Origin of the sequence: Mucilaginibacter sp. SJ (assembly GCF_028993635.1) — a bacterium.
GTDB lineage: Bacteria > Bacteroidota > Bacteroidia > Sphingobacteriales > Sphingobacteriaceae > Mucilaginibacter.
Genome location: NZ_CP118631.1, coordinates 3,858,164 through 3,880,346 on the forward strand (window position 1 = coordinate 3,858,164; position 22,183 = coordinate 3,880,346).

Here is a 22,183-nt window from a genome sequence, read left to right on the forward strand (position 1 = left end):
TATGAAAAATATGGGCGTTGCCTGCGGCCCGTGCTATCCGCTCATACTGCACAGGCATTAGCCACAAGGCCGGTATCCGCTCCTATCACTAACGCAGCCCCCTGCACTATCCACAAGATAAATTTATGGCATAATAGCTAACCCAGCTACGCCGCTATCACCCTGTTGATCACCTTTTCCAGGTCTTCCAGGTCAAATGGTTTGGCTAAGTAACTTTGGGCGCCGGCATGGTTGGCCAGGATCTGGATATCGCTGTTTGCCGAAAAGTAAATTACCGGTATTTCTTTAAGTCCTTCGGTTTTTTTGAGGGTTTGCGTGGCAATGATCCCGCCCGAATCGGGGATCCAGTTATCCATCATGATCACATCTGGCAAAATGCCCGAAACCTTTTCAACAATGTTATTGCAGTCGCTAAATGTGTGCACTTCCCACCCTTGTTCCTCCAAAATATAACTGCAAATAGAAAGGATGTCCTCGTCGTCATCAAATATGACAATTTTTTTAGATGGAGTATTCATTGGATAGTTGTACGTGAATTTATAGAAATGTTTTCATAAAAACAAATGTTTTAAATTGCAAATTAAATTTGCGCAGTTAAACAAGACTTTATATCGCCCTGATTTAAATTAACCCCATGGGTAAACTACTTCTTAACCACTACAAAATTTAATTATTGACTTTGTAACCGATTAATTACTACGTTTTATTAAAAACAGTAATATTTTTACTCATCCAATTTTAACAGCCGTATTAATTCCTGTTATCCAACAAATAAACCTGTAAATCCTGTTTCATGAACATGCAAATCAAATCGATTTTATTGGGCGCCATGCTGCTTGGCCCGGCTGCTGCAATAAACGCGCAAACAAAGGCAAGCTTGTGGCTTACCCGGGCCGACAGATCGGCACTTTTTGAGCAGCAAAAGGAGCCGCTTATTTTTAAAACCGGGGAGCCCGGCGGCATCACTATTACTGTTAATGATAAGCAACATTACCAGCCGATAGACGGGTTTGGATTTGCATTAACCGGGGGCAGCGCTATGCACATCATCCGCATGAGTGCCGACAGCCGGGCCGCGCTGCTTAAAAATCTTTTTGCGGTTACAGGGAATGATATTGGTATCAGTTATTTAAGGCTGAGTATTGGTGCATCCGATCTGAATGAGAAAGTATTCTCCTATGATGATATGCCCAAAGGCCAGACAGATCCAACGTTAAAGCATTTTAACCTTGGCCCGGATAAAACCGATGTGATCCCGGTAATGAAACAGATCCTGGCAATTAATCCGGCAATCAAGGTATTGGGTTCGCCATGGTCGCCGCCGGCCTGGATGAAAACCAATAGTGATACCCGCGGCGGCAGATTAAAACCCGATTGTTACCCGGTGTATGCTAACTACCTGGTTAAATATATCCAGGCGATGAAGGCCAATGGAATTAATATTGATGCCATCACCATTCAAAATGAGCCATTACACCCTGGTAATAACCCCAGCTTGCTGATGGTTGCGCCCGACGAAGCCGACTTTATCAAAAACAATCTTGGCCCGGCGTTTAAGGCGGCAGGTATCAAAACAAAGATCATTGTTTACGATCACAACGCCGACAGGCCCGACTACCCTATTTCGATATTGAACGACCCGGCTGCCCGTAAATATGTGGATGGTTCGGGCTTTCACCTGTATGGCGGCGATATCTCGGCCCTTACCGATGTGCACAACGCCCATCCTGATAAAAACATTTACTTTACCGAGCAGATGACTGTTGAGCCCGAAAATCAAAGTACCATCAACATTGCCTGGCCGGTAAAAAGCCTGATTGTTGGCGCAACCCGCAACTGGAGCCGCAATGTACTGGAGTGGAACCTTGCCGCCGACTCTGAATATAAGCCCTATACCGACAGGGGCGGCTGCCCAATGTGCCAGGGCGCCGTTACCATTGATAAAAACCAGGTAAAGAAAAACATCGCTTATTATTCAATTGCCCACGCTTCCAAATTTGTACGTCCCGGTTCAGTACGTATTGCATCAAATAATATAGATACTTTACCTAATGTGGCTTTCAAAACCCCCGATGGCAAAAAAGTACTTATCGTGGCCAACACCGGCGATGGCGCGCAGGATTTTAACATCCAGTACCAGGGAAAAGTATTAGCTGTTAAACTTGATAAAGGTTCGGTTGGAACGTATATCTGGTAATATAAACCGGTTCAGGAAAAATTTAAATGCACAACAACATGTTAACATCGTTAATAAAAAACATAAAGGTAAGCTCAGGAATTAAAGTTTTGCTTGCCGCGGCTCCTGCATTATTTGTCTCGTTACAAGGCAATGCGCAAACAGGCTTTTTAAAAGCCGAAGGCAAAAAAATAGTTGATGAAAAGGGGCAGAATGTATTGCTGCGAGGGATGGGTTTAGGGGGATGGATGCTACAGGAAGGCTATATGCTGCACATTAACAAAGACAGCCGGCAGTATCGCATTCGCGAAAGGCTGGAAGAGCTGATGGGCCCGGCCGAAACCAGGGAGTTTTATGATACCTGGCTGGCCAACAATACGCGCAAAATTGATGTAGATTCGATGAAACGCTGGGGATTTAATTCTATTCGCCTGCCGATGCATTATAACCTTTACACCTTGCCGGTTGATAAGGAGCCCGTTGCCGGTAAAAACACCTGGCTGGATAAAGGGTTTAAAATGACCGACGATCTGCTGGCCTGGTGTAAAGCAAACCACATGTACCTGATCCTTGACCTGCATGCCGCTCCCGGCGGACAAGGCAACGACCTTAACATCTCCGACCGCGACCCGGACAAACCATCGCTTTGGGACAGCGAGGCTAATAAGCAAAAAACCATAGCCCTTTGGCGTAAACTGGCCGAGCGGTATAAAAACGAACCTTACATAGGCGCTTATGATATTATCAACGAGCCAAACTGGGGTTTTGACGATCCTCAAAATGATAAAAACGGACTGAAGGAAAAAACAAACGGTCCGCTAAGAAAACTGATGGTTGATATTACTGCTGCCATTCGCGAGGTAGATAAAAAACACATTATTATTATTGAGGGCAACGGTTGGGGCAATAACTATAACGGTATTTTACCCCAATGGGATAAAAACATGGTGCTGAGCTTTCATAAGTACTGGAATTTTAACGATCAGAAGTCTGTCGATCATATCGTAAAAACACGCGACCAGTATAATATCCCCGTATGGTTGGGCGAAACCGGCGAAAACTCAAATACCTGGCTTACTGAAGCTATCGGCTTGTTAGAAAAAAATAACATTGGCTGGTCATTATGGCCGTTAAAAAAATTGGGCATCAACAACCCGATGGAGATCCGTTCAAATCTGAACTATGATGATGTGGCGAGGTACCTGAACACCGGCAGGCATAAACCTAACGAGAGCAATACGTATAGCGGCACCCTTGAGCTGGCTACGTATGCTAAATTAGAAAATACCATTATCCATCATGATGTCATCGATGCTATTTTCAGGCAGCCGCATACAAGCGTTACCAAGCCCTTTAAAGCCAACAGAATTGGCAACGGCACCGTGATCAATGCTGTTGATTATGACCTGGGCCGCAACGGTTACGCTTATTTTGACACCGATACCGCCGACTATCATACTTCCGGTAAACCCGGTGTTGGGAACAAGGGACATGTGTACCGGAACGACGGTGTTGATATCAGCAAAGATTCTACGAAGTATGAAAGTTACTATGTAGATCATATTGAAACTAACGAATGGACACAGTACACAATACAGGTTAAAACACCGGGCATATACTCCCTAAGCCTCAAAGTGGCATCCGCCACCGATGATGCCAAGCTATCTGTTTTAGTTAATAATATAACCCAGGCAAAAGAAGTGGTAGTGCCCAACACCGGCGGGTTAAAAAAATGGCAGGTTATTGCTGTAAAAAACATTGTTTTAAAGGCCGGGAGCAACAAAATAAAGGTATTAGCTAACAACGGAGGGTACAACCTGCATTACCTGCAGTTTTGGAAAGGGAAGTAAATACAGGGGCACTACTTATTTAAACAGCCGGGGTATATATTATTTGCTCCGGCTGTTTATTTATCTAAGATGTTACAAATGATTTTTTTCCTTTACCGGCACAAATATGCAGGGTTTGCCTGCGGGCAATAGCTAATTGCACCTTCGGGTTTAACCCGTAATTTTTTAATATTATTTTCTGATAAAAAGGTATTGTAAATAACTGTTTTTATAGTTAAATTTATTATATCAATTATCAATGTCACCTAACATAGGGAGAAGTCGTTATGAAAAAACAAGCTACGATAGTTTGTCAGCCTGATAAGACTGAAACTACCCAACCACTACAGGTAAATTGCCCGCCATCTCATCAAAAAATGTATCGCGATCACACACATTGCGATCATGTGCATGGCAGGGTTAACAAATTTCCAATTGGCAGCAACCGCGGGCCATGCTTCTTTTAAGTTAACCGGCTATTTAATATAATAGTACAGTTAGCTGTATGGCTTAAAGTTTTGCAGGTAAACTGCTAAGCTGCATAACCCAATTTGCCCATGCCGGGTATCAGCCCCGGCTTCGCCGGCAAATGATTGTTTTGTATTGCACGCTATTAAACTCCAAATCAGCTGTTGTGTAGGCCAGCTTTATATTGGCCTACTGGTTAATGTATTTGTATTTTTTTCGTCCATCCTGTACTTCAATTGTTTTAATAGTACTTACCGGTATTGCTTTTTTCAGTGAAAGAATCCTTGACTGGATACCGATAACAGAATCCTGGATAACCCAGGTGCGGTCGAAGTAAAAGGTTGATCGCTTGCCATTGATGTCTGTAAAACGTATTTCAATAGATGGCCCGTTCTTTAACTTGTAAGGAGTTCCGTCTTTATCGAAACATTTAATCGAATCAATAGGATAAACACTATAGGTATGCTTATGCCCAAGGGGATCCTGGGCGGTAACCTGTCTTAAATTCACCGTCTCCAGGGTTGGCACCTGCTCCAGGAAAGTACCAACAGGCATGTAATAGGTTTTGCAGGAGCTTGAAAAGATAGTTAGTGCAGCGATAGTGGTAAGGAGTAAAGGTTTGGTTGTCATGTAGTTTATATGTTAAAAGCTTTTTAAGGCCATAATTTTTTCAGCGCTGTTTTAAGCAGTTTGTTACTGGCGCAAGTATGAAGGGCAGGCAAAGAGAGGGTGGCTACTTGGGCCTTATTGGTTTTTCTATAATTTAAGCCAGTAACGGATCGACTAATAAAATATCAACCAAGCCTGGTAAATCATAGTAATCCCGTGCGCTGCTGTATAAGTAATCTTCAGGTTTTTCTACAAATCCAGCCTCTACTGGATTGTTATGAATGTAATCTAATTTTTGATGCAATACTTTATGGTTAAACAGCATAATGGGATGATTGTCCTGTTGCCATAATTGAAACTTTAAGTTATTGCTATTTTTCGTTCCGGCGCGTTTCATCATCCATAAAAGCCATTCCTTTCGGCTTTCAATAGGATTGTTTTCAATTGTACTTCGTAATATGGCTGCGGTGTGTTTTTTCATATCACGCAATATATCCTCCAATTTATTACTGTTGCTTCCAATAATCATGTGAACATGACTGGTCATAATACACCATCCATATATTTCAAGACCCTTATGCTTTTGACAATGCCTCCAACTGTCAAGCAATACCTGTTTGTATTCATTTCTTATGAAAAGGTCTATCCAATACACAACAGAAAAGCTTACAAAGTATAATTTATCCTGATCGTGAAATTTGTATTTGGTACTCATATTTTCGAATATTTAGCACAAGTAGCCTTTTCACACTTGCCATCCCTTCATACTTGCGCCAGTGGGGGCTGATCTAATCATTCACTTCGTAATACTCATCATCTTCGTTCTCCTGATATTTTTTATAGTTTTTCATTGCAGATACAGCCGTTATAAAGTCGCGTTCTATTCTTATATCAAACTCTTCTTCTTCAAAAAACTTATTGCAATGAGGGCAGAGGTTATCTCCACTATACCCATAAACATTAACAACATTCAAATTAGCTTTGCCGATATCATTACCTCCCCAAATCAGTTTTTCACCCAGCTGATATACGAGTTGCCAGGTATCGCCAAAACGAAATTGAATAACAACCGGGCGTACCTGATCGCAGCTTCCACATTTTATTTCTGTTTTTAAAATATTAAAAGTCCCCATAAGAACGACAGTTACCCAGCCCAGCCCTCTCTATCCAAACTCCTGAAATGGATAGCCTCAGCCAAATGCTCCAGTTTAATTTCCTCACTTCCGGAAAGATCGGCAATGGTGCGGGATACTTTCAGTATGCGGTCATAAGCCCTTGCCGAGAGGCCGAGTTTTTCCATCGCTTTTTTAAGCAGGGTTTGGCCCGCCGCGTTGATTTTGCACAGGTCGCGGACCATTTGAGGGCTCATTTGCGCATTGGCATGCAGATCGGGACGGTTGCCGAAACGTTCTACCTGGATTTCCCTTGCCCTGATCACCCGTTCGCGGATGAGCTCGCTTTTTTCGGCAGCGCGGTCGGATGATAGTTCGCTGAAGTTAACCGGTGTTACTTCCACATGCAGATCTATCCTGTCCAGCAGCGGGCCTGAAATTTTGCTCAGGTATTTTTGCACCATACCCGGCGGGCAGATGCATTCTTTTTCGGGATGATTATAATATCCGCATGGACAGGGGTTCATACTTGCCACCAGCATAAAACTGCTGGGATAATCTACCGTAAATTTAGCGCGTGATATGGTTACCCGGCGCTCTTCGAGCGGCTGGCGCATTACTTCCAGCGCGCTGCGTTTAAACTCCGGCAATTCATCTAAAAATAAAACGCCGTTATGGGCCAAAGAGATCTCGCCGGGGGCAGGGTTGCTTCCCCCTCCTACTAAAGCTACATCGCTAATAGTGTGGTGAGGGCTCCTGAACGGGCGAATGGTTACCAGCGCATCGGCAGCGGCAAGTTTGCCTGCCACCGAATGGATCTTGGTGGTTTCTAACGATTCATATAAGCTCAATGGCGGCAAAATAGAGGGCAGCCTCCGGGCCAGCATGGTTTTACCTGCTCCGGGCGGACCGATCAGGATCACATTATGGCCGCCGGCCGCGGCAATCTCTAACGCGCGCTTAATGTTTTCCTGGCCTTTTACCTCGCTGAAATCACTATCGTAATTGCAAAGACTGTCGTAAAATTCTTCGCGGGTGTTTACTATTTCGGGCTTAAGCTCGGAGGTGCCATTAAAAAAGCCAACAACATCTTTAATGCTTTCAACACCGTAAACTTCAAGGTCGTTAACAATGGCTGCTTCGCGGGCGTTTTGTTTGGGGAGGATAAAACCTTTAAAGCCATCCTTCCGGGCCTGAATGGCAATAGGCAAAGCACCTTTAATAGGCTGCAGGCTCCCATCGAGTGAAAGCTCGCCCATGATGATAAATTTATCTAATAGCCCGGCGTCTATCTGGTTAGATGCTGCCATAATAGCAACGGCGATTGTAAGATCATACGCTGAGCCCTCTTTACGGATATCTGCAGGGGCCATATTAACCACAATCCGCTGGCGCGGCATGCGAAAACCATTTGTCTGTAAAGCAGTTTCTACGCGCTGCATCGATTCGCGAACCGCATTATCGGGTAGCCCAACAACAAAATAAGCTAATTTGCCGCCACTTATATTCACCTCAACTGTTATGGTAATAGCTTGTATCCCATAAACCGCGCTTCCAAAAGTTTTAACCAACACAGTGATAAAAGTTTAATTGAAGCGAAAGATATAGAATTTTGATGAAGTGATAAAGTGTCACTATATAAAACAAAAAACCCGCCGGTACCGGCGGGCCTTCTTATTATCACATTGTTTAATCTCATCGTAAAAACGTTCCGGCCTGGCAAACAACCAGCAGCATGGTGCAGGAAACAATCACACAAACCATCAGCATTATTGACCACGTATTAGGATTGTGTTTGCTAATGCGCGCAAAAGCGGCATTCACCTTTTTAAAGTAGCGGCTGTTCAGCAATACAAAATAATTAAGTACAAACGCGCCTGTGGCGCCCAGTAATATCATTAAGCCGGATACCGGACTTAACTGAAACCAGCCGGCGGTTAAAAATAACTGTGCAACACTTACTAAAATGGCCAGCAAAATGATCATCAAGAAGCTTGCTCCAAAAAGGGCGTTGGCTTTTGGCAATCCGCCGTGACCAAAGTTTTTAACATTCCACCTGTAAAACGTTACATAAATGGACTTGTAGGTTTCTGCTGCTTTCATAATGTTATGGTTTTAGGTAATTAATTCGGTACAAAATAATATTACTTGCACAATATTGGTTTAAAAACGAAACAGGCAAAATTTTATTGCGGATATGCTTGATTTTTATCGCATTTATATTCCTTTATTTGGTTTGATGTTTATATCACAAAAAAACAATGCGGAGAAAGAAATAATTTTATTCTGCATTGCCCCGGGAGAAAGAGCCGCTTTGGTAAAATCAATGTTACAATACCCAATATCCCCGCTTTTTGTAGCATATCAGGCAATATTAATGCTGCTTTCATGTTATTAGAGCACATTTATAGCATATAATGCTGCCGTGCAGGGTTATGGGTGTTGTGGTTAAGCAGGGGGAGCAGTTTTATGCTTTAAACGTTAAGCTTGATATTTGTCGAATACGCGTCTATCAAAAAAATTAACCAACATGCTAACATCTAAACCCTATAAAACCTCATGATTTAAGTTTCCTATTTACCACGGCCCTACATCACCTATAATACAATTTAATTAACCTTACCTGTCTGCACCTAAACCGGGATGAAAACCATCTTTCTTTCATTAATACTGTTATGCCTGTTTTCCGGGGCCTTTGCCCAAAAGGCCACAATAAAAGGGAAGGTCACCGATTCCCTGAATAAGCAAGCTCTTGAGTTGAGTACTGTTGCCGTTGTCGACCTGAAAGATACCTCGCTTATAGCTTATACCCTTAGTAAAAAGAACGGGGATTTTGAATTACAGCGCCTACCGGTTGATAAGCAGGTACGACTGGTTATTTCCTATGCCGGGTATCAAAACTTTATCCATAATTTTAATTTTAAAAAAGGCGATATAGTTGATCTGGGCAATGTTACCCTCAGCAGTAAGATGCTTAAGGAGGTGGTGGTACGTGCAGAGCGGGTTCCAGTCAAAGTAAAAAAAGATACCATTGAATTTGATGCTGCCGCTTTCAAAACCCGCCCCAATGCCGCCGTTGAAGAATTGCTTAAAAAGCTTCCCGGCGTACAAATAGATGGCGACGGAACCATTACCGTTAACGGGAAACAGGTAAGCAAACTGCTGATTGATGGCAAGCAGTTTTTTGGCTCGGACCCTAAGATCGCCACCAAAAACCTTGACGCGGCCATTGTTGCACAGGTTCAGGTTTATGACGACCGGGAAAACGATCCCGATCATTTGGTAAGTGAAACCCAGGTACAGAAGATCATTAACATCAAACTTAAAAAGGCCATTAAAAAAAGCGTTTTCGGCAAGGTATTCGGAGGTGTGGGTTCGCGCGACAGGTACGAGGCCGGCGGATTGTTCAATATGTTTCGGGATACTTTGCAGGTAAGCCTCATTGGGTTAAGCAATAACCTTAATCATACAGCTTTCTCTCGCGATGAGCTTAATGCCGAGGGTGGTTTTGACCGCAGCGGGGGTAACACATCCTTTAACGGCGGCCGAAACTGGGGCGGCGGCATTGAAAAAATTACGTCCGGAGGGTTTAACCTTAACCAAAACTATGGCGAAAAGCTAAAGCTTAACCTGCAATATTTTTATACACAGCGGAACAACAAAATTGAATCAGCCAATTTTCAGCAGCAGTTTCTGAAGGATACAACGCTGTTAACCCGTGCTTCAAGCAGCAGGTATGCAAACAATCATACGCACACGATAAGCGGACTTGTGGAGTGGAAGCCTGATACTATCCGCAACTTGCGCTATAATCCGTCATTAAGTTATAATTCTAATAATAGCAGCTCCTCGTCGTTGGGCAATACTTCAAATAATTTTGATATGCCAGTGAATAAATCGGTATCAGGCTCCGTGGGCGACTGGCATTCAACGCAATTTAACCAAAGCTTTTATTTTCATAAACGATCTAAGAACAAAAGCAAGGAGTCGTTCACTATCTCGCATAACCTGAGCATTAATCCTAACCACAATAACAATTTCAATAATAATGATGTAGTTAATTATCAACGCCCGGAATTATCAGATAGCTTGCATAGGTTATCTACCCGTACATCAAACAATGCTTCGGGCAATCTCGATTTTAGTTACCGATACCCGCTAACCAAAAAGCTTATTGTTGATGTCATCACATCGGGCATATATAATAAAACCAGCGACCAGGTTTTTACCTTCGACCGTAAAACAGGCGGCTTTGATTCGCTGCTCAACAATCAAAGTTCCGACCTTAAACGGGATCTGTGGACCGAGAACATTAAACCGGGGATCACTTATCAGCTCAATAAAAACACACAGATCATCGCCGGGCTTAACACCCAGTGGCAGCAGATCAATAACAATTTCGCGACCAGCAGGCTTGTTCAAAATTATTTTTTCCTGTTGCCAACAGTCCGTGTCGAAGCTTATGGAATATTCTTGAGTTATGAGCGCCGTGTTAACCAGCCGGGGGTATCAAACCTGCAGCCTATTACTATTGTTTATAGCCCGTTGTACAGCTACACAGGTAATCCAAATTTGATGCCCGGTATAAGCAATACCTATTACTTTAATTTTTTCAAATACTTTAATAACAGTCAGCTGGGTATTTACTCGTACGGCAACATTTCTTCGCAAAAAAACATGGCAATTACACAGCAAACCATTCGCTCAGACGGAGTGCAAAATAGTACCACCGTTAACCGCGACGGCAGGCCGAGCTATAATTTTTCAGTTGGTGTCTCTAAAGGGTTTAAAAAGATAAAAGACTGGCAGCTTGGCACATCAGCTAATTTTAATGGCAACTATTACCAAAACCTCAACCTGCTGAATAATATAGAAGGCTGGCAAAATACCGTTGTATACGGATTGCATGAAAATATTAGTGTTAACTGGAAAGATGTGATTGACCTGAATACCGGCTTTGGTTTTACCCAATCGAACTCTAAATATCATTATGACGATTTCAGGACCATCAGGGTAGGCTCTTACAATATAAGCAACAGCCTGGTGGTAAGGTTCCCTAAAAAAATCATCTGGGAAACCAGGCAGGATTTTAATTATAACAACCAGGTTGCGGCGGGTTTTAAAAAAGGGGTTAACGTAGTGAGTTCGTCCCTGGCCCTGCAAATGCTTAAAAAAGACCGGGGAGAACTTAAACTTTCCGTTTATGATCTCTTTAATCAAAACGTGAGCGTGTACCGTTACATTAACACCAATTCGGTTAACGATGTGCAAAACAACACACTGAAGCGATATTTCCTGGTTACTTACAGTGTTAAGTTCAATAAGTTAAGCACTAAGTAACAAAAAAAGCAGGTTGCTTTAAAGCAGCCTGCCTATGCTTTTAGAAAGATTCCCTTTTTGGGCAATGATTCTTTTATTAATACACGATGATCAGGTAACCTGTTTTATGTTTGGTTTCGTCTCCTGTTTTATAATTAAGCAGATAGAAATAAACACCTGGTAATTGGAGTTTGCCTGTTTTGTTCGAGCGTCCGTCAAATATCCGTGCATTGTTATCATAATTCCGGGCCTCGTATACCAGCGTCCCGCTCCTGTCCATAATCATCAGCTTATTATCGGGATGGGCATTGATGCCAGCAATCACCAGATGGTCGTTAATGCCATCACCATTGGGTGAGATCACCTGTTGAACCGTTACATCATCGTTAACAGGAACAATGCTTTCTGAGGAGGCGTAGCTTGTTGATAAATTATTTCCGGTGTTTACAATGCCTAACGACCCGGTTGCTCTGGTCGCTGTTATTTTGTATGTTTTAATTGTGGTGCCATCTTGCGCGGTAACCTTGGCGGTTATCACATTTGAACCCACGTTAAGGTGTACCGTAGCCGACCCTGTTCCCGGTGCTCCCGCTCCTCCATTGATGGAGATCATGCCGTTGGGTTCGGCAGTTGTAGCCATTACGTCAAGATCCGTTATAAAGTTAGCTACCGAGGCGGTGTAATTTGCCGTTGATGGGCTGAATGAAGGGCTTAACATACCCTGACTTATGCTTAATGAAGCAAGATTTGCATTGGCCGATGCTGCACGGGTAACAGCAAGGGTATAAGTTTTAGTGGTTACTCCATCCTGGGCGGTTACAATGATATTGGTGTTGCTGGTTCCTACGGGCGGATTTAGAATGATGTTACTGCCCGGGCTTATTGTACTGTGCAAATCGCTTGGTGTCGCATGCACGGCTACCGACCCTGTATTATTCGGAACAGCTATTGAATAGCTGGTAGTGGCCGTTGCAAACGCGGGTGTAAGGGAGCCTTCGCTTGTGGTTAGGCTTGCAAGGCCGGCATTTGTTGATGGCGGCATCACCGTTACCATCAGTTTATAAGTTTTGATTGTAGTACTATCGGTAGCCAGCACCTTCAGGGTAATGAGGTTTGTACCTGTTGTTACCGGTACATTTATGGAGTGGCCATAGGCTACAGCTGTTCCGTTTACGGTTACATATGCGTATTGATTATCAGCAGTTGGAGTAACGCTAACAGCGAGTGTTGCATAAGGTATGGTCGCTGTATAGTTGGTTGTGGTTTTTAAAAAAGCAGGGCTCAACGTACCCGGGCTGACTGTCAGATTACTCAGGTTTGCATTGTTGGTTACCGGCGGCCCGGCCCGGTTAATCGTAACTGTAACTGTTCGTGTCGCGCCCGATTCGGCTGTTACCAGAAGGCTGAAAGTATTGGCACCAAACGCAAGAGCATAGCTTTTGGTGTATATTTTAACCTGCTGCCCGCCTTGTATAGCAGTTGTAAAAGGAACCGATTGACCGTTTATGGTTATGCTTGCGGCATAAGACAATGGCTGAACAACTATTGTTGTTGTTGTTATGGTATAAGGAAGCGATTGTGTGTAGCTTGTGCCGGTATTGGTAAATGACGGCGAATAACTGCCGGTATACAGATCGAGGTATCCCAGGTAGTTATTGGTATCCAAAGCCCGGTTAACTGTTAGGGTATATATTTTTACTGTGGTGCCATTCTGCGCCGTTACTGAAATTGTAATGGTATTTGCTCCGGGGTTAAGCTGCAGAAACGGCGATACCTGACCTTTAGCTCCGTTGATCCGCACTACCGCGCCGGTATCTGAAGGGATGGCGGCGCTGATTTTTATTGATGTGGTTGTAGTTGGTACATCTATCGTGTATGCCGTTACCGATGGATCAAATGCTGGGTTAAGCGTTGGGATAAACGTTTTGGTGATTACCGTTAATGAGGCCAGATCGGCATTAGCTGAAGGTGCAGGGCGGGTTACATTGATCTTATAGGTTTTTACCGTGGTTCCGTTCTGTGCCGTTACTTTTACTGTGATTGTATTGATGCCTACAACCAGGCTGATATTACCCGAAGCAGTGCCTGAAGCAACCGCTGTTCCATTTACGGTTACCGTGGCATTGGCCTCACTTGTGGTTGGGGTTATTGTAGTGGCAGTCGCATTCACTGTTGAGGTATAGGTGGTAGTTGCTGACGCGAATGCAGGTGAAAGCGATCCGCCGCCAATAGCCAGGTTAGCGAGATTGGCGTTGGTTGATATCTGCCTGGTTACCACGAGGGTATAGGTACGTAATGTTACCCCGTCTTCGGCGGTTACTACCGAGGAGATCGTGTTGTCTCCCACTATCAGCGGAATCACCTGCGATTGTGTGCCTGATGCTACCGCTGTTCCGTTTACAGTGATTGTAGCCGCGGGATAATTTACCGTAGGGGTTACCTGGTAAAGCGATATCGCATTGGGTACCGTAGTTGAGTAGCTGGTTGTTGCCGGGGTGAAGACCGGGGTTAATGTGCCGTTGCTTACCGTGAAGTTAGCCAGGTTGGCGTCATGAGATAATGGCAGCCTAACCACGTTTACTTTGTAGGTTTTAACTGTGGTCCCATCCTGCGCGGTTACTTTTAACGTAATCGTTGTAGTGGCATTGGCCGTTAGCATGACCGCTCCCGATGCTGTTCCTGGTTGAACGGCTACCCCGTTTACCGTTACTGTGGCGTTGGCTTCACTAACTGTTGGTGTTACTGTTACCGATTGGGTTGTAGCGCTTACTGAATTGGTATAAACCGTTGTACCCGAAGCGAATGCCGGCGACAAGTTGCCGCTGCTTACACTAATACCCGAAAGATTGGCATTGCTGGATACCGGGCGGGTTACATTAATGGTATAAACTTGCAGCGTTGTTCCGTTCGGAGCGGTTACTACCACCTGGATAGGGTTGTTTCCCACTGTTAAGGGAACATAGGCCGATGGACTGCCCGAAGTTACCGGGTTGTTGTTTACGGAGATAACTGCACTGGCTTGGCTCGCTGTTGGCGTTACCCTAAACAGAGATACGGCATTGGCTACCGATACCGAATATGTGGCGGTACCTGGGGCAAACACAGGGCTCAATGTGCCGTTGCTGATTGTAAGTGACGAAAGGGTAGCATCTGACGGTGCGGCCCGTGTAATGAACAGCGAATAACTCTTGGTTGAAGTGCCATCAGGAGAGGTTACATTGACCAGTACCGCGTTTTGGCCAACCTTTAACGGGATAGCCGCTGATGCTGTGCCCGATATTTCCGGAGTACCGTTTACGGTTATTGTTGACCCTGCCTGTGTAGCCGATGGTGTTACCGTTAACGAGCTTACCGCATTGCCTGCCGATACCTGGTAGGAGGTAGTTCCTGTAGCAAATGCCGGGGTCATTGTGCCGCTGCTTAGCGAAAGGTTGCTTAGGCCGGCCTCTGATGAAGCCGCGCGCGTAACTGTTATTTTATAAGTTTTTATGGTACCGTCTTGCGAGGTTACCCGGGTGGTAATTAAGTTGTTGCCAACCAGCAACGGCAAACTTCCCGATTCGGCCCCGCTATTTACAGTTATGCCATTTACTGTTACGACCGCCGCCGCTGCACTGGTTGTAGGAACTAAAGTGATCGAGTTCACTTCAAAGCCGACAGAGGCTGTATAATTAGCAGTAATCGTCGAAAACGACGGGCTAAGCGTCCCGCTGCTCAGCGAAACTCCTGCGAGGTTCGCGTTTGCTGGCGTGGAGCTGGCCCTGACCACATTTACATTATAGGTTTTAGTTTTTGTGCCGTCCGGGGAGGTCACTACTATAGTGATGGCATTGCCGCCCGGGTTCAATGCAATAGCCTGCGATGAACCCGTACCCACGGCCGCTCCGTTTACTGTAATCGTTGCGCCGCTTATCGCACTTACCGGTACCAGCATCACCGAGGTTACGCTGTTGACCACAGAGGCCGAGTATGCTGTTGTGCCTTGCGCGAATGAAGGATTCAGCATGCCCGCGCTGAGGGCAAGGCCGCTTAACCCGGTACTGTCTGGCTGTATAACCGAAAGATTCACAATTGCTGTTACGCTATCAGCTATATTATGTCCGGTTACTGTGTAGTTTGCAGGGGCGCTCAGCACTGTTGGTGTTCCGCTAATAGTGCCTGTATTGTTGTTAAATGATAACCCTGCAGGTAATTGCGGAGCTATTGAATAACCACCATCAGGAGCTGTGATACCTGTAGAGGTGGCAGCCAAAGGGCTGATTGCCTTATTTAGAATATATGATTGCGGGCTCACATATTTAACCGTTGGTGGTAAAACATATTTTATATTTACGGTATAGGTTTGAGGGGCACCTCCACTTTGCGGAGTTACTACAATTGATATTGGGTTATTGCCCGGATTTAAAGCGATACTTGCCGAGGGGCAATCCGATGTCGTTGTTATGCCATTGATTTTTAATATAGACTGCGCATCGGCGGTAGTTGCTGTAATTGTAGCTGATGAGGTGCTAACGGGAGCTGAGTAGCTTGTTACCCCTGGTGAAAATACAGGACTTAACGTAGCCGAGCTTACTGACAGGCCCGAAAGCTGATTTGAAAGCACTTCAATATTGACCGTTGCCGAACCGCTTCCGGCAAGGTTGTAACCGGTCACAAGGTAATTGCTTGCTTGTTTGCTTTGTAAAGGAGTACCGCTGATAACTCCCGTAGCACTGTTAAAGCTTAATCCTGTCGGTAATTGATGATTTAAATAATATCCGCCTATCGGATTTAGTCTTAAGATAGTGTTGGCAATAGTAGAGACAAGATAAACTTTGCCTACTGTATCCGTAAATACATTTTCATAAGCGTCCAATTCATCCGATAAAAGCTGCGATGTTCCATCCGGGCGAAACATTGTTAAACCTGAAATGAAATAGAAGGCCTCCCAATTTGCTTCACCATTCATATTGTATCGATAATCGAATCTATAATCGTTCCAACTGAAAAAAATATTGTCGGAAGCATCAATAGCAAAACTATCAATATCATTGTGCTCCTGGAGCAGCTTAACAATGTTCTTCCCATCCGGGCTTATTTTAAGCAAGTAAACTCTCTGATCTTCAACATTGCTTTCCAATACATAAATATTTCCTTGGGCATTAACTACAAGATTAGTTATCAGGTTATCACCAAAGTTGGCGAAAACCATACTTCGGCCGTCAGGAGTTGTTTTGGTAATGGAGTTGTTCGATACAATGGTATAGCTATTGCCAAACGCATCCGTGTTTGAACCTTGTGTAAGTCCGTTATGCCAATTACTTTCCTTTATAAGCGTATCGGGCTTTGAATTATAAGTTGGATTGCTGGGGCCCGCACCTATAGGAACCAACGGTATAATAGTTTGATTGGTTGTATAGCTATTGGGTGTATGGTAATTAAAAGAGGGAATAGCGGGAAGCCCGACCTGCAAATTAAGGTTGGCAGACACGCTGCCATTGCTGTTATAAGCTGTAATAATATAATCCTTTGCTATTGATGTCGCTTTAGCGTCTCCGGCGATAACGCCCGTGTTGTTATTAAATGTAAGGCCCGGGGGTAGAAATTTATTGAGATAATAACCACCGGTCGGTTTAATTTCCTTTAATGTTTTGCTTGTAGCATCAACAATAAAAATATTCCCCTGCCCATCAATTGATATCCCCTCATATATATCAGAGCCCAATCCTAAATCAGGGGTTGTATTACCGGCGGAGGGGTACATTTGTATACCGCTATTTTGGGAAATGTAGATATTGTTTGTAGCATCAATAGCGATGTTGTGCCCAATAACTATTGGCATTGTAGTATAAATCTGGGCTTTTTCTTTTGTAATGAATTTGAGTAAATAAGTGACGAGTTCCGGATGATTAGTACCTACCGGATTTTCCCAAAGGTCGTCTGTATTTGGTAGTTCGTAAATATTACCTTGGTTATCAAAAGCAATACCTCGGGGTTGTGCATCTAATATCATCACTTTGGTATATGTGCCGGGCAAAAATTTGTATAGCACTTCGGCATTCGCATAAAGTGAGCCAGCGCTATCAAAAACCAAACTGGTTGCTGTTCTGTTCCCGGTACTTGTATAAATAGGTGTTGGTGCTCCACTGCCGGCTACTATCTTAACAATAATAGCCTTACCTGCATCGTTTAAAGCGCCGGCATAGATATTTCCCGAAGCGTCTATGGCAACGGATTGCGGTTTATTTAATGAAGCGATGGTAACCGGGGCTCCTCCGCCTGATGGTACCTTTTTTATTGCATTACTTCCGTAGTCTGCCACATAAATATTCCCCAATGCGTCAAGTGCAATACCTCTCGGGTCACTGAAACCTGTAGCTAATATTATAGGAGGGGCATAAGCCCTGGGCGAGACCCCGTTGCTTATCGGAGTTATAGGTGTTCCGTCATAATTTATCGGACTTACATAACTGAGTGTTGGAGCCTGTGCCCCGGCAGTTGAAAAAATGCCCGCCGACAATCCGATCGTAGCAATTAACGGAAAGGCCCAGGATTTAAAAAGGGTTTTTGCACAGTCAACTATTGAGGTGTCGTCCCTAAAAGATAGTGATAATGTTTTCATAAAAATAAGTTTAGGATATAATAAGAGGTTATCAGGTAGATGTACGGAATGTCAAAAATGCCCGCGCGCGATATTTTTCAGCGCTGAAAAACATCAACTAATATACTGAATATTAATTAAGTAGTTTCTATCGATTTAAATTATTTAAGGTTTTTTAACCATTGGTTACACTTGCTCATTAACAACGTCTTTAAATGCCAAATCTGGGTCTGTTTAACCTCCATTAACTTCGCTTTCATTTTGTAATTCAACGTTGCCGGTTTTTCTTTTATGGTGATGATGGTTAATCGAACCGGAAGTGTTAAGATCAACAGGTTAAATACTAAGTAAAAGCAGTGTAAGTAGTTAAAAACCTGTTAAAAGCAAGAGCCCCTTTTGAAACATCAAAAGGGGCTCTTGCTTTTAAGCCAGGTTTTTTGTTAGAAAGGGCCTGGACCTCCCCCACCAGGGCCTCCGCCATCGCGGTTGAACCTGCGCTGGCCGGGTTGCTGAGCCGGGGCCTTGCCTGCAAATTTTTGCAAACGAAGCGTGAATGTTAGCAGGTAGTAACGCCCAAGCCTGTTTACAGTAGATTGCGTAGTGATATTGCCATTTACAACCGATGTATAACCTGTGTTTTGGTTGAAAAGATCATATGCTGCCAAACGGATGGTGGCGCGGTGATCTTTCAAAAAGCGGCGTTCAACGTAAGTATTCAGAATGTTAGGGTTTTTAATACCAAGACTGGGGTCATAACCATAATTTACGGTGCGGGTAAAGTCATAGCTTAGGGTCCAGTCTTTCCAGAAATAATTTTTGCCGGCCAGCCCTAAATTTAACGTGCGGAAGTTTGAGCTGCCATCAATAAGCGTACTATGGATAGAGTTGGTTGTTTTATTGATGCCATAGCTGCTGCTTGCCTCTGCATCAATAACATCAACAATATTTACCCTGAATTTTAAACCGGGGGTAAAGTTGAGGTTTTTGGCTATGTTTTTTAATGGGGCAGCTGATGCGGCAACGTTATTGCTATCGATGCTATTTGAGAATGCCACGCCATTGGTGTAAGTTAAAGCGCTATTAAATTGCAGGGTAAATTTACGCTGGGCCCACGGTTTGGCGTATACCACATTGGCAGTGCCCGAATAGTAACCATCCGCATTTAAATAGTTGGTAAGATTAGTGCCCTCAAAGCTTTTTAGCGATGGATCTGCTGCTAACACGGCCTTACTAAATTTGCGGGGATAAGAAATAGTGTTTTGTACTATTTTATTTTGTGTTGCGGTAAAGTTGAAATTGGTAAAGAAAATGTCGCCGGTTTGGAAACTGAAATTGTTATATCTCAATGAAAAATTATTGGCAAGTTCCGGCTTCAGGTTAGGGTTACCCTGTACCGGGTAAAGCGCGTTTGTAAAATCAATAACCGGCTGCAGCTGGCTGAATGTAGGCTGGTTGCTCGATCCGTTATACAGAAAGTTTAAAGCTTTTCCCCTCGAAAAATTATAGCTGAAACGGGCGGTTGGGATCACGTTAAACGTGGTTACGTGCGTAGCCGAATCGTTTTTAAGATTGAGGCCGTTTAATGCCGCCGGTTGTACGCCAATACCCAAAGTAACGTTGTATTTCTTTTCAATAAAGCGGTAGTTCAGGCCAACACGGTTGGTTGTAAAATTGTATTTGTAGTTGTTGCTCAACCTGTCGTAATGGTCATATGTGTTGGCGGTACTAAGGGTATCGGTTTCCCTGTCGCTTGTGGTGTTTGAGCGGTTAAAGGCATAATTTAACTCCAGGTACCCCCGCTTGCTTAGGGGCTCAATGTAGGAGATGTTTGTACCAAAGCTGGTTACGCGGCTATCGGTATAGGTTTGCTGATTGGCAGGCGCCTGGCGGGGTGCTCCATCGGCATAATCATAAGTCGGGTTATCGAACTGCGATGTTTTTGACGTATTAGCGCTGATGTTAATGCTTAAGTTGCGGCCATGCCCGTTGAAGCGGTGGTTATACAAGGCGTTAATGCCATAGCTTGGCGTTGTGCCATCAGTATGCGACAATGAAGTATATGACGGATGTGCTATTCCATCAATAGTTGTTGATAAGGATTCGTTAGCATCAGTATTAGTGCTCAAATAGGTGAAGTTTGGTACAACTTTTAAGTAATTAATAGTATCGGGTTTCCACTCGAGGTTAAAATTAAAGCGATGGTTAATAGGGTTATCTGTTTGGTCGCTTTTTTGCGTACTTATACTTGGTGATTGAACGTTGTTGGTTTGGATAGATGAACTAATGGTGTTGGTAGTATTATCAGTATAGCTGTAACTCCCGTAAACAGATAAGCTTTTACCCCACTGATCGCGGAAGTTGGCACCGATGGCATGCGCGTTGGTGATACCGTTTGCACTGGTTGTGGAGCTGCTTGAGCCACGCAACGCGTTGCCCCTGCCGCCTCCGCCGCCGCCAAAACCACCACCTCCCCCGCCGCCCGATGTTGGGCTACCGTAAGTAAATGTATTTACGTTGGTATTGTTAATGGTACCCAATACGGCTATTTGTTGTTCATTATTGAAGTTGAAAAATTTCAGATCACCTATATAACGGTTGGCGTTGGTGACGCCGGGGTCTTTAGGTAAAAAATCCTCGCCGTCGCCGGCTGTGGCCTGGCCAAAGTAGCCATGGTTTTTATCTTTACGAATGGTGATGTTCAGGATCTTATCCGGTTCGCCGGTTTTAATGCCGGTGAGGTTGGCCTGGTCGCCGTAGTCGTCAATTACCTGGATGCTTTCAACCACATCGGCAGGCAGGTTCTTGGTTGCTGTTTTAACATCACCCCCAAAAAAATCTTTTCCGTTAACCCTTACTTTGGTCACCGATTTGCCCTGCGCGGTTACGTTGCCGTCTTTATCCACATCAACGCCGGGCAGTTTTTTTAATACATCTTCAACAGGGGCATTTTCGCGTACAGGATATGCGCTTACTTTATATTCGGTAGTATCTTCTTTTAATATTACCGGGTTAACACCTACAATGGTAACCTGGTTAAGCATATTGGTTTCGGTTTTTAAAACTATAGCGCCAAGATCAACCGGTTGGGTGCCGGCATCAAGCGAGTAATGTTTTTTAATTGCAGTAAAACCGATTGACGAAATGGTAAGTGTTAGTTTGTTGCCCTTTACCACCGGGAACGAAAATTTACCGGCTGCATCAGCGATAGCTATGGTGCTGTCGCCGCCGTTTGAAACCAGTTTAACACTGCTGCCTGGCAATGAAAGTTTGGTGGAGTCGACAATAGTTCCCTTTACCTCCCGCCCTGTTTGAGCGTAGGAACCAAAGGCAAATAAAAGAGTAAAACTTAAAATAAGAAATAGGGGTTTCATAAACGTTTTTTCGGCGTGCAATTATTGTTTTTGTGTGTATATAGACGCAATTAAACTGCAAATGTTCAACTTAAAATCTGGTAAAAGCCTAATCAATATATTATTGTTACACATCGGGCCTGTAATTGCTTATCAATCATATTATTGTTACAAATTATTATGCAAAAAAGGCCGGAATATCCGGCCTTGCGGTTGTTACAAAGATCAGTCAGTCAATTATAAGCGGCGGGATGTGCTAAATGAGCTACGTTTAGAGGTTTTGGGGTTTATTACGAATATGTGAATAATTAGTTTCAATATTTGTTGCAGCAAATACCAAATAATGCTATTGATGCGTTAATAATCCACACAGGAAATAAACTATTGTTTAAAATGAATTTATATGATAGTAACATTGTGGCATGAAATTTCGTTATACTTAAACCAAACATTGACCTATGAACAATATTAGAAATTCGCTGCATTCAAAAGTGCACAAATGGATCGATACGATCGGTTTTAGGCTGAATACATCACAAACAAACAGCAAAAGTCAGGTTACAACCAATCATTATTTTTTTGAAACCTTTAATTTTTTCGAAAAATCGAAGAAAAACAGGCCCGAGTTAACAAAGTTTTTATGCTTTGATGCTTACGGCGAAAAAATAAACGTGAAGTCGCTGCTTGATTTGCAGGTCGCCTTTTTTGAAAATATAAGCCAGCTTAAATAGGTAAATGAC

The 22,183-nt window shown here is 43.7% G+C and carries 12 protein-coding genes; 4 read left to right on the forward strand and 8 right to left on the reverse strand.

Annotated features, from left to right (window positions below):
- Positions 1–146: 146 nt before the first annotated feature.
- Positions 147–518, reverse strand: coding sequence for a response regulator (locus tag MusilaSJ_RS15600; RefSeq protein WP_090532688.1), 372 nt, complete (start codon positions 516–518; stop codon positions 147–149).
- Between the two features lie 275 nt (positions 519–793).
- On the opposite strand from MusilaSJ_RS15600, the gene MusilaSJ_RS15605 reads away from it, so the two are divergent.
- A complete protein-coding gene (locus MusilaSJ_RS15605; RefSeq protein ID WP_274985866.1) occupies positions 794–2,197 on the forward strand; it encodes a glycoside hydrolase family 30 protein in 1,404 nt (467 codons plus the stop codon).
- A 38-nt stretch (positions 2,198–2,235) separates the two neighbouring features.
- A complete protein-coding gene (locus tag MusilaSJ_RS15610; protein ID WP_274985867.1) occupies positions 2,236–4,026 on the forward strand; it encodes a cellulase family glycosylhydrolase in 1,791 nt (596 codons plus the stop codon).
- A 636-nt stretch (positions 4,027–4,662) separates the two neighbouring features.
- Here the strand turns inward: MusilaSJ_RS15610 and MusilaSJ_RS15615 are convergent.
- From MusilaSJ_RS15615 to MusilaSJ_RS15635, 5 genes are all read right to left on the reverse strand, one after another.
- Positions 4,663–5,103, reverse strand: a complete 441-nt coding sequence (locus tag MusilaSJ_RS15615) for a hypothetical protein (protein WP_274985868.1) — start codon at positions 5,101–5,103, stop codon at positions 4,663–4,665.
- 133 nt (positions 5,104–5,236) lie between these two features.
- Positions 5,237–5,797, reverse strand: coding sequence for an REP-associated tyrosine transposase (locus MusilaSJ_RS15620; protein ID WP_274985869.1), 561 nt, complete (start codon positions 5,795–5,797; stop codon positions 5,237–5,239).
- A gap of 73 nt (positions 5,798–5,870) precedes the next feature.
- Complete coding sequence (locus MusilaSJ_RS15625) at positions 5,871–6,215, reverse strand: hypothetical protein (RefSeq protein ID WP_274985870.1); 345 nt, start codon at positions 6,213–6,215, stop codon at positions 5,871–5,873.
- 11 nt (positions 6,216–6,226) lie between these two features.
- The gene (locus MusilaSJ_RS15630; RefSeq protein ID WP_274985871.1) at positions 6,227–7,768 is read right to left on the reverse strand and encodes a YifB family Mg chelatase-like AAA ATPase; all 1,542 of its coding nucleotides are present in this window, start codon (positions 7,766–7,768) and stop codon (positions 6,227–6,229) included.
- A gap of 121 nt (positions 7,769–7,889) precedes the next feature.
- On the reverse strand, positions 7,890–8,297 hold the full coding sequence (locus tag MusilaSJ_RS15635) for a hypothetical protein (protein WP_176626232.1): 408 nt from the start codon (positions 8,295–8,297) through the stop codon (positions 7,890–7,892).
- Between the two features lie 540 nt (positions 8,298–8,837).
- Between MusilaSJ_RS15635 and MusilaSJ_RS15640 the strand changes: the two genes are divergently transcribed.
- Positions 8,838–11,534: an outer membrane beta-barrel protein gene (locus MusilaSJ_RS15640; RefSeq protein ID WP_274985872.1), complete on the forward strand. Its 2,697-nt coding sequence runs from the start codon at positions 8,838–8,840 to the stop codon at positions 11,532–11,534.
- Between the two features lie 76 nt (positions 11,535–11,610).
- On the opposite strand, the gene MusilaSJ_RS15645 is transcribed toward MusilaSJ_RS15640, so the two are convergent.
- Both MusilaSJ_RS15645 and MusilaSJ_RS15650 read right to left on the reverse strand, forming a co-directional pair.
- A complete protein-coding gene (locus MusilaSJ_RS15645; RefSeq protein ID WP_274985873.1) occupies positions 11,611–18,114 on the reverse strand; it encodes a cadherin-like beta sandwich domain-containing protein in 6,504 nt (2,167 codons plus the stop codon).
- 419 nt (positions 18,115–18,533) lie between these two features.
- Positions 18,534–21,464 carry an outer membrane beta-barrel protein gene (locus MusilaSJ_RS15650; RefSeq protein ID WP_274985874.1) on the reverse strand — a complete coding sequence of 977 codons (2,931 nt, stop codon included), beginning with the start codon at positions 21,462–21,464 and terminating at the stop codon, positions 18,534–18,536.
- A gap of 437 nt (positions 21,465–21,901) precedes the next feature.
- Here MusilaSJ_RS15650 and MusilaSJ_RS15655 point away from each other — a divergent pair, with 437 nt between their 5' ends.
- Complete coding sequence (locus tag MusilaSJ_RS15655; RefSeq protein ID WP_274985875.1) at positions 21,902–22,174, forward strand: hypothetical protein; 273 nt, start codon at positions 21,902–21,904, stop codon at positions 22,172–22,174.
- Positions 22,175–22,183 lie beyond the last annotated feature (9 nt).

What these genes read in the sequence shown, in the direction of transcription:
- MusilaSJ_RS15600 (WP_090532688.1), bottom strand. Translation starts at nt 518, where the DNA reads ATGAATACTCCATCTAAAAAAATTGTCATATTTGATGACGACGAGGAC.
- MusilaSJ_RS15605 (WP_274985866.1), top strand. Translation starts at nt 794, where the DNA reads ATGAACATGCAAATCAAATCGATTTTATTGGGCGCCATGCTGCTTGGC.
- MusilaSJ_RS15610 (WP_274985867.1), top strand. Translation starts at nt 2,236, where the DNA reads ATGTTAACATCGTTAATAAAAAACATAAAGGTAAGCTCAGGAATTAAA.
- MusilaSJ_RS15615 (WP_274985868.1), bottom strand. Translation starts at nt 5,103, where the DNA reads ATGACAACCAAACCTTTACTCCTTACCACTATCGCTGCACTAACTATC.
- MusilaSJ_RS15620 (WP_274985869.1), bottom strand. Translation starts at nt 5,797, where the DNA reads ATGAGTACCAAATACAAATTTCACGATCAGGATAAATTATACTTTGTA.
- MusilaSJ_RS15625 (WP_274985870.1), bottom strand. Translation starts at nt 6,215, where the DNA reads ATGGGGACTTTTAATATTTTAAAAACAGAAATAAAATGTGGAAGCTGC.
- MusilaSJ_RS15635 (WP_176626232.1), bottom strand. Translation starts at nt 8,297, where the DNA reads ATGAAAGCAGCAGAAACCTACAAGTCCATTTATGTAACGTTTTACAGG.
- MusilaSJ_RS15640 (WP_274985872.1), top strand. Translation starts at nt 8,838, where the DNA reads ATGAAAACCATCTTTCTTTCATTAATACTGTTATGCCTGTTTTCCGGG.
- MusilaSJ_RS15645 (WP_274985873.1), bottom strand. Translation starts at nt 18,114, where the DNA reads ATGAAAACATTATCACTATCTTTTAGGGACGACACCTCAATAGTTGAC.
- MusilaSJ_RS15650 (WP_274985874.1), bottom strand. Translation starts at nt 21,464, where the DNA reads ATGAAACCCCTATTTCTTATTTTAAGTTTTACTCTTTTATTTGCCTTT.
- MusilaSJ_RS15655 (WP_274985875.1), top strand. Translation starts at nt 21,902, where the DNA reads ATGAACAATATTAGAAATTCGCTGCATTCAAAAGTGCACAAATGGATC.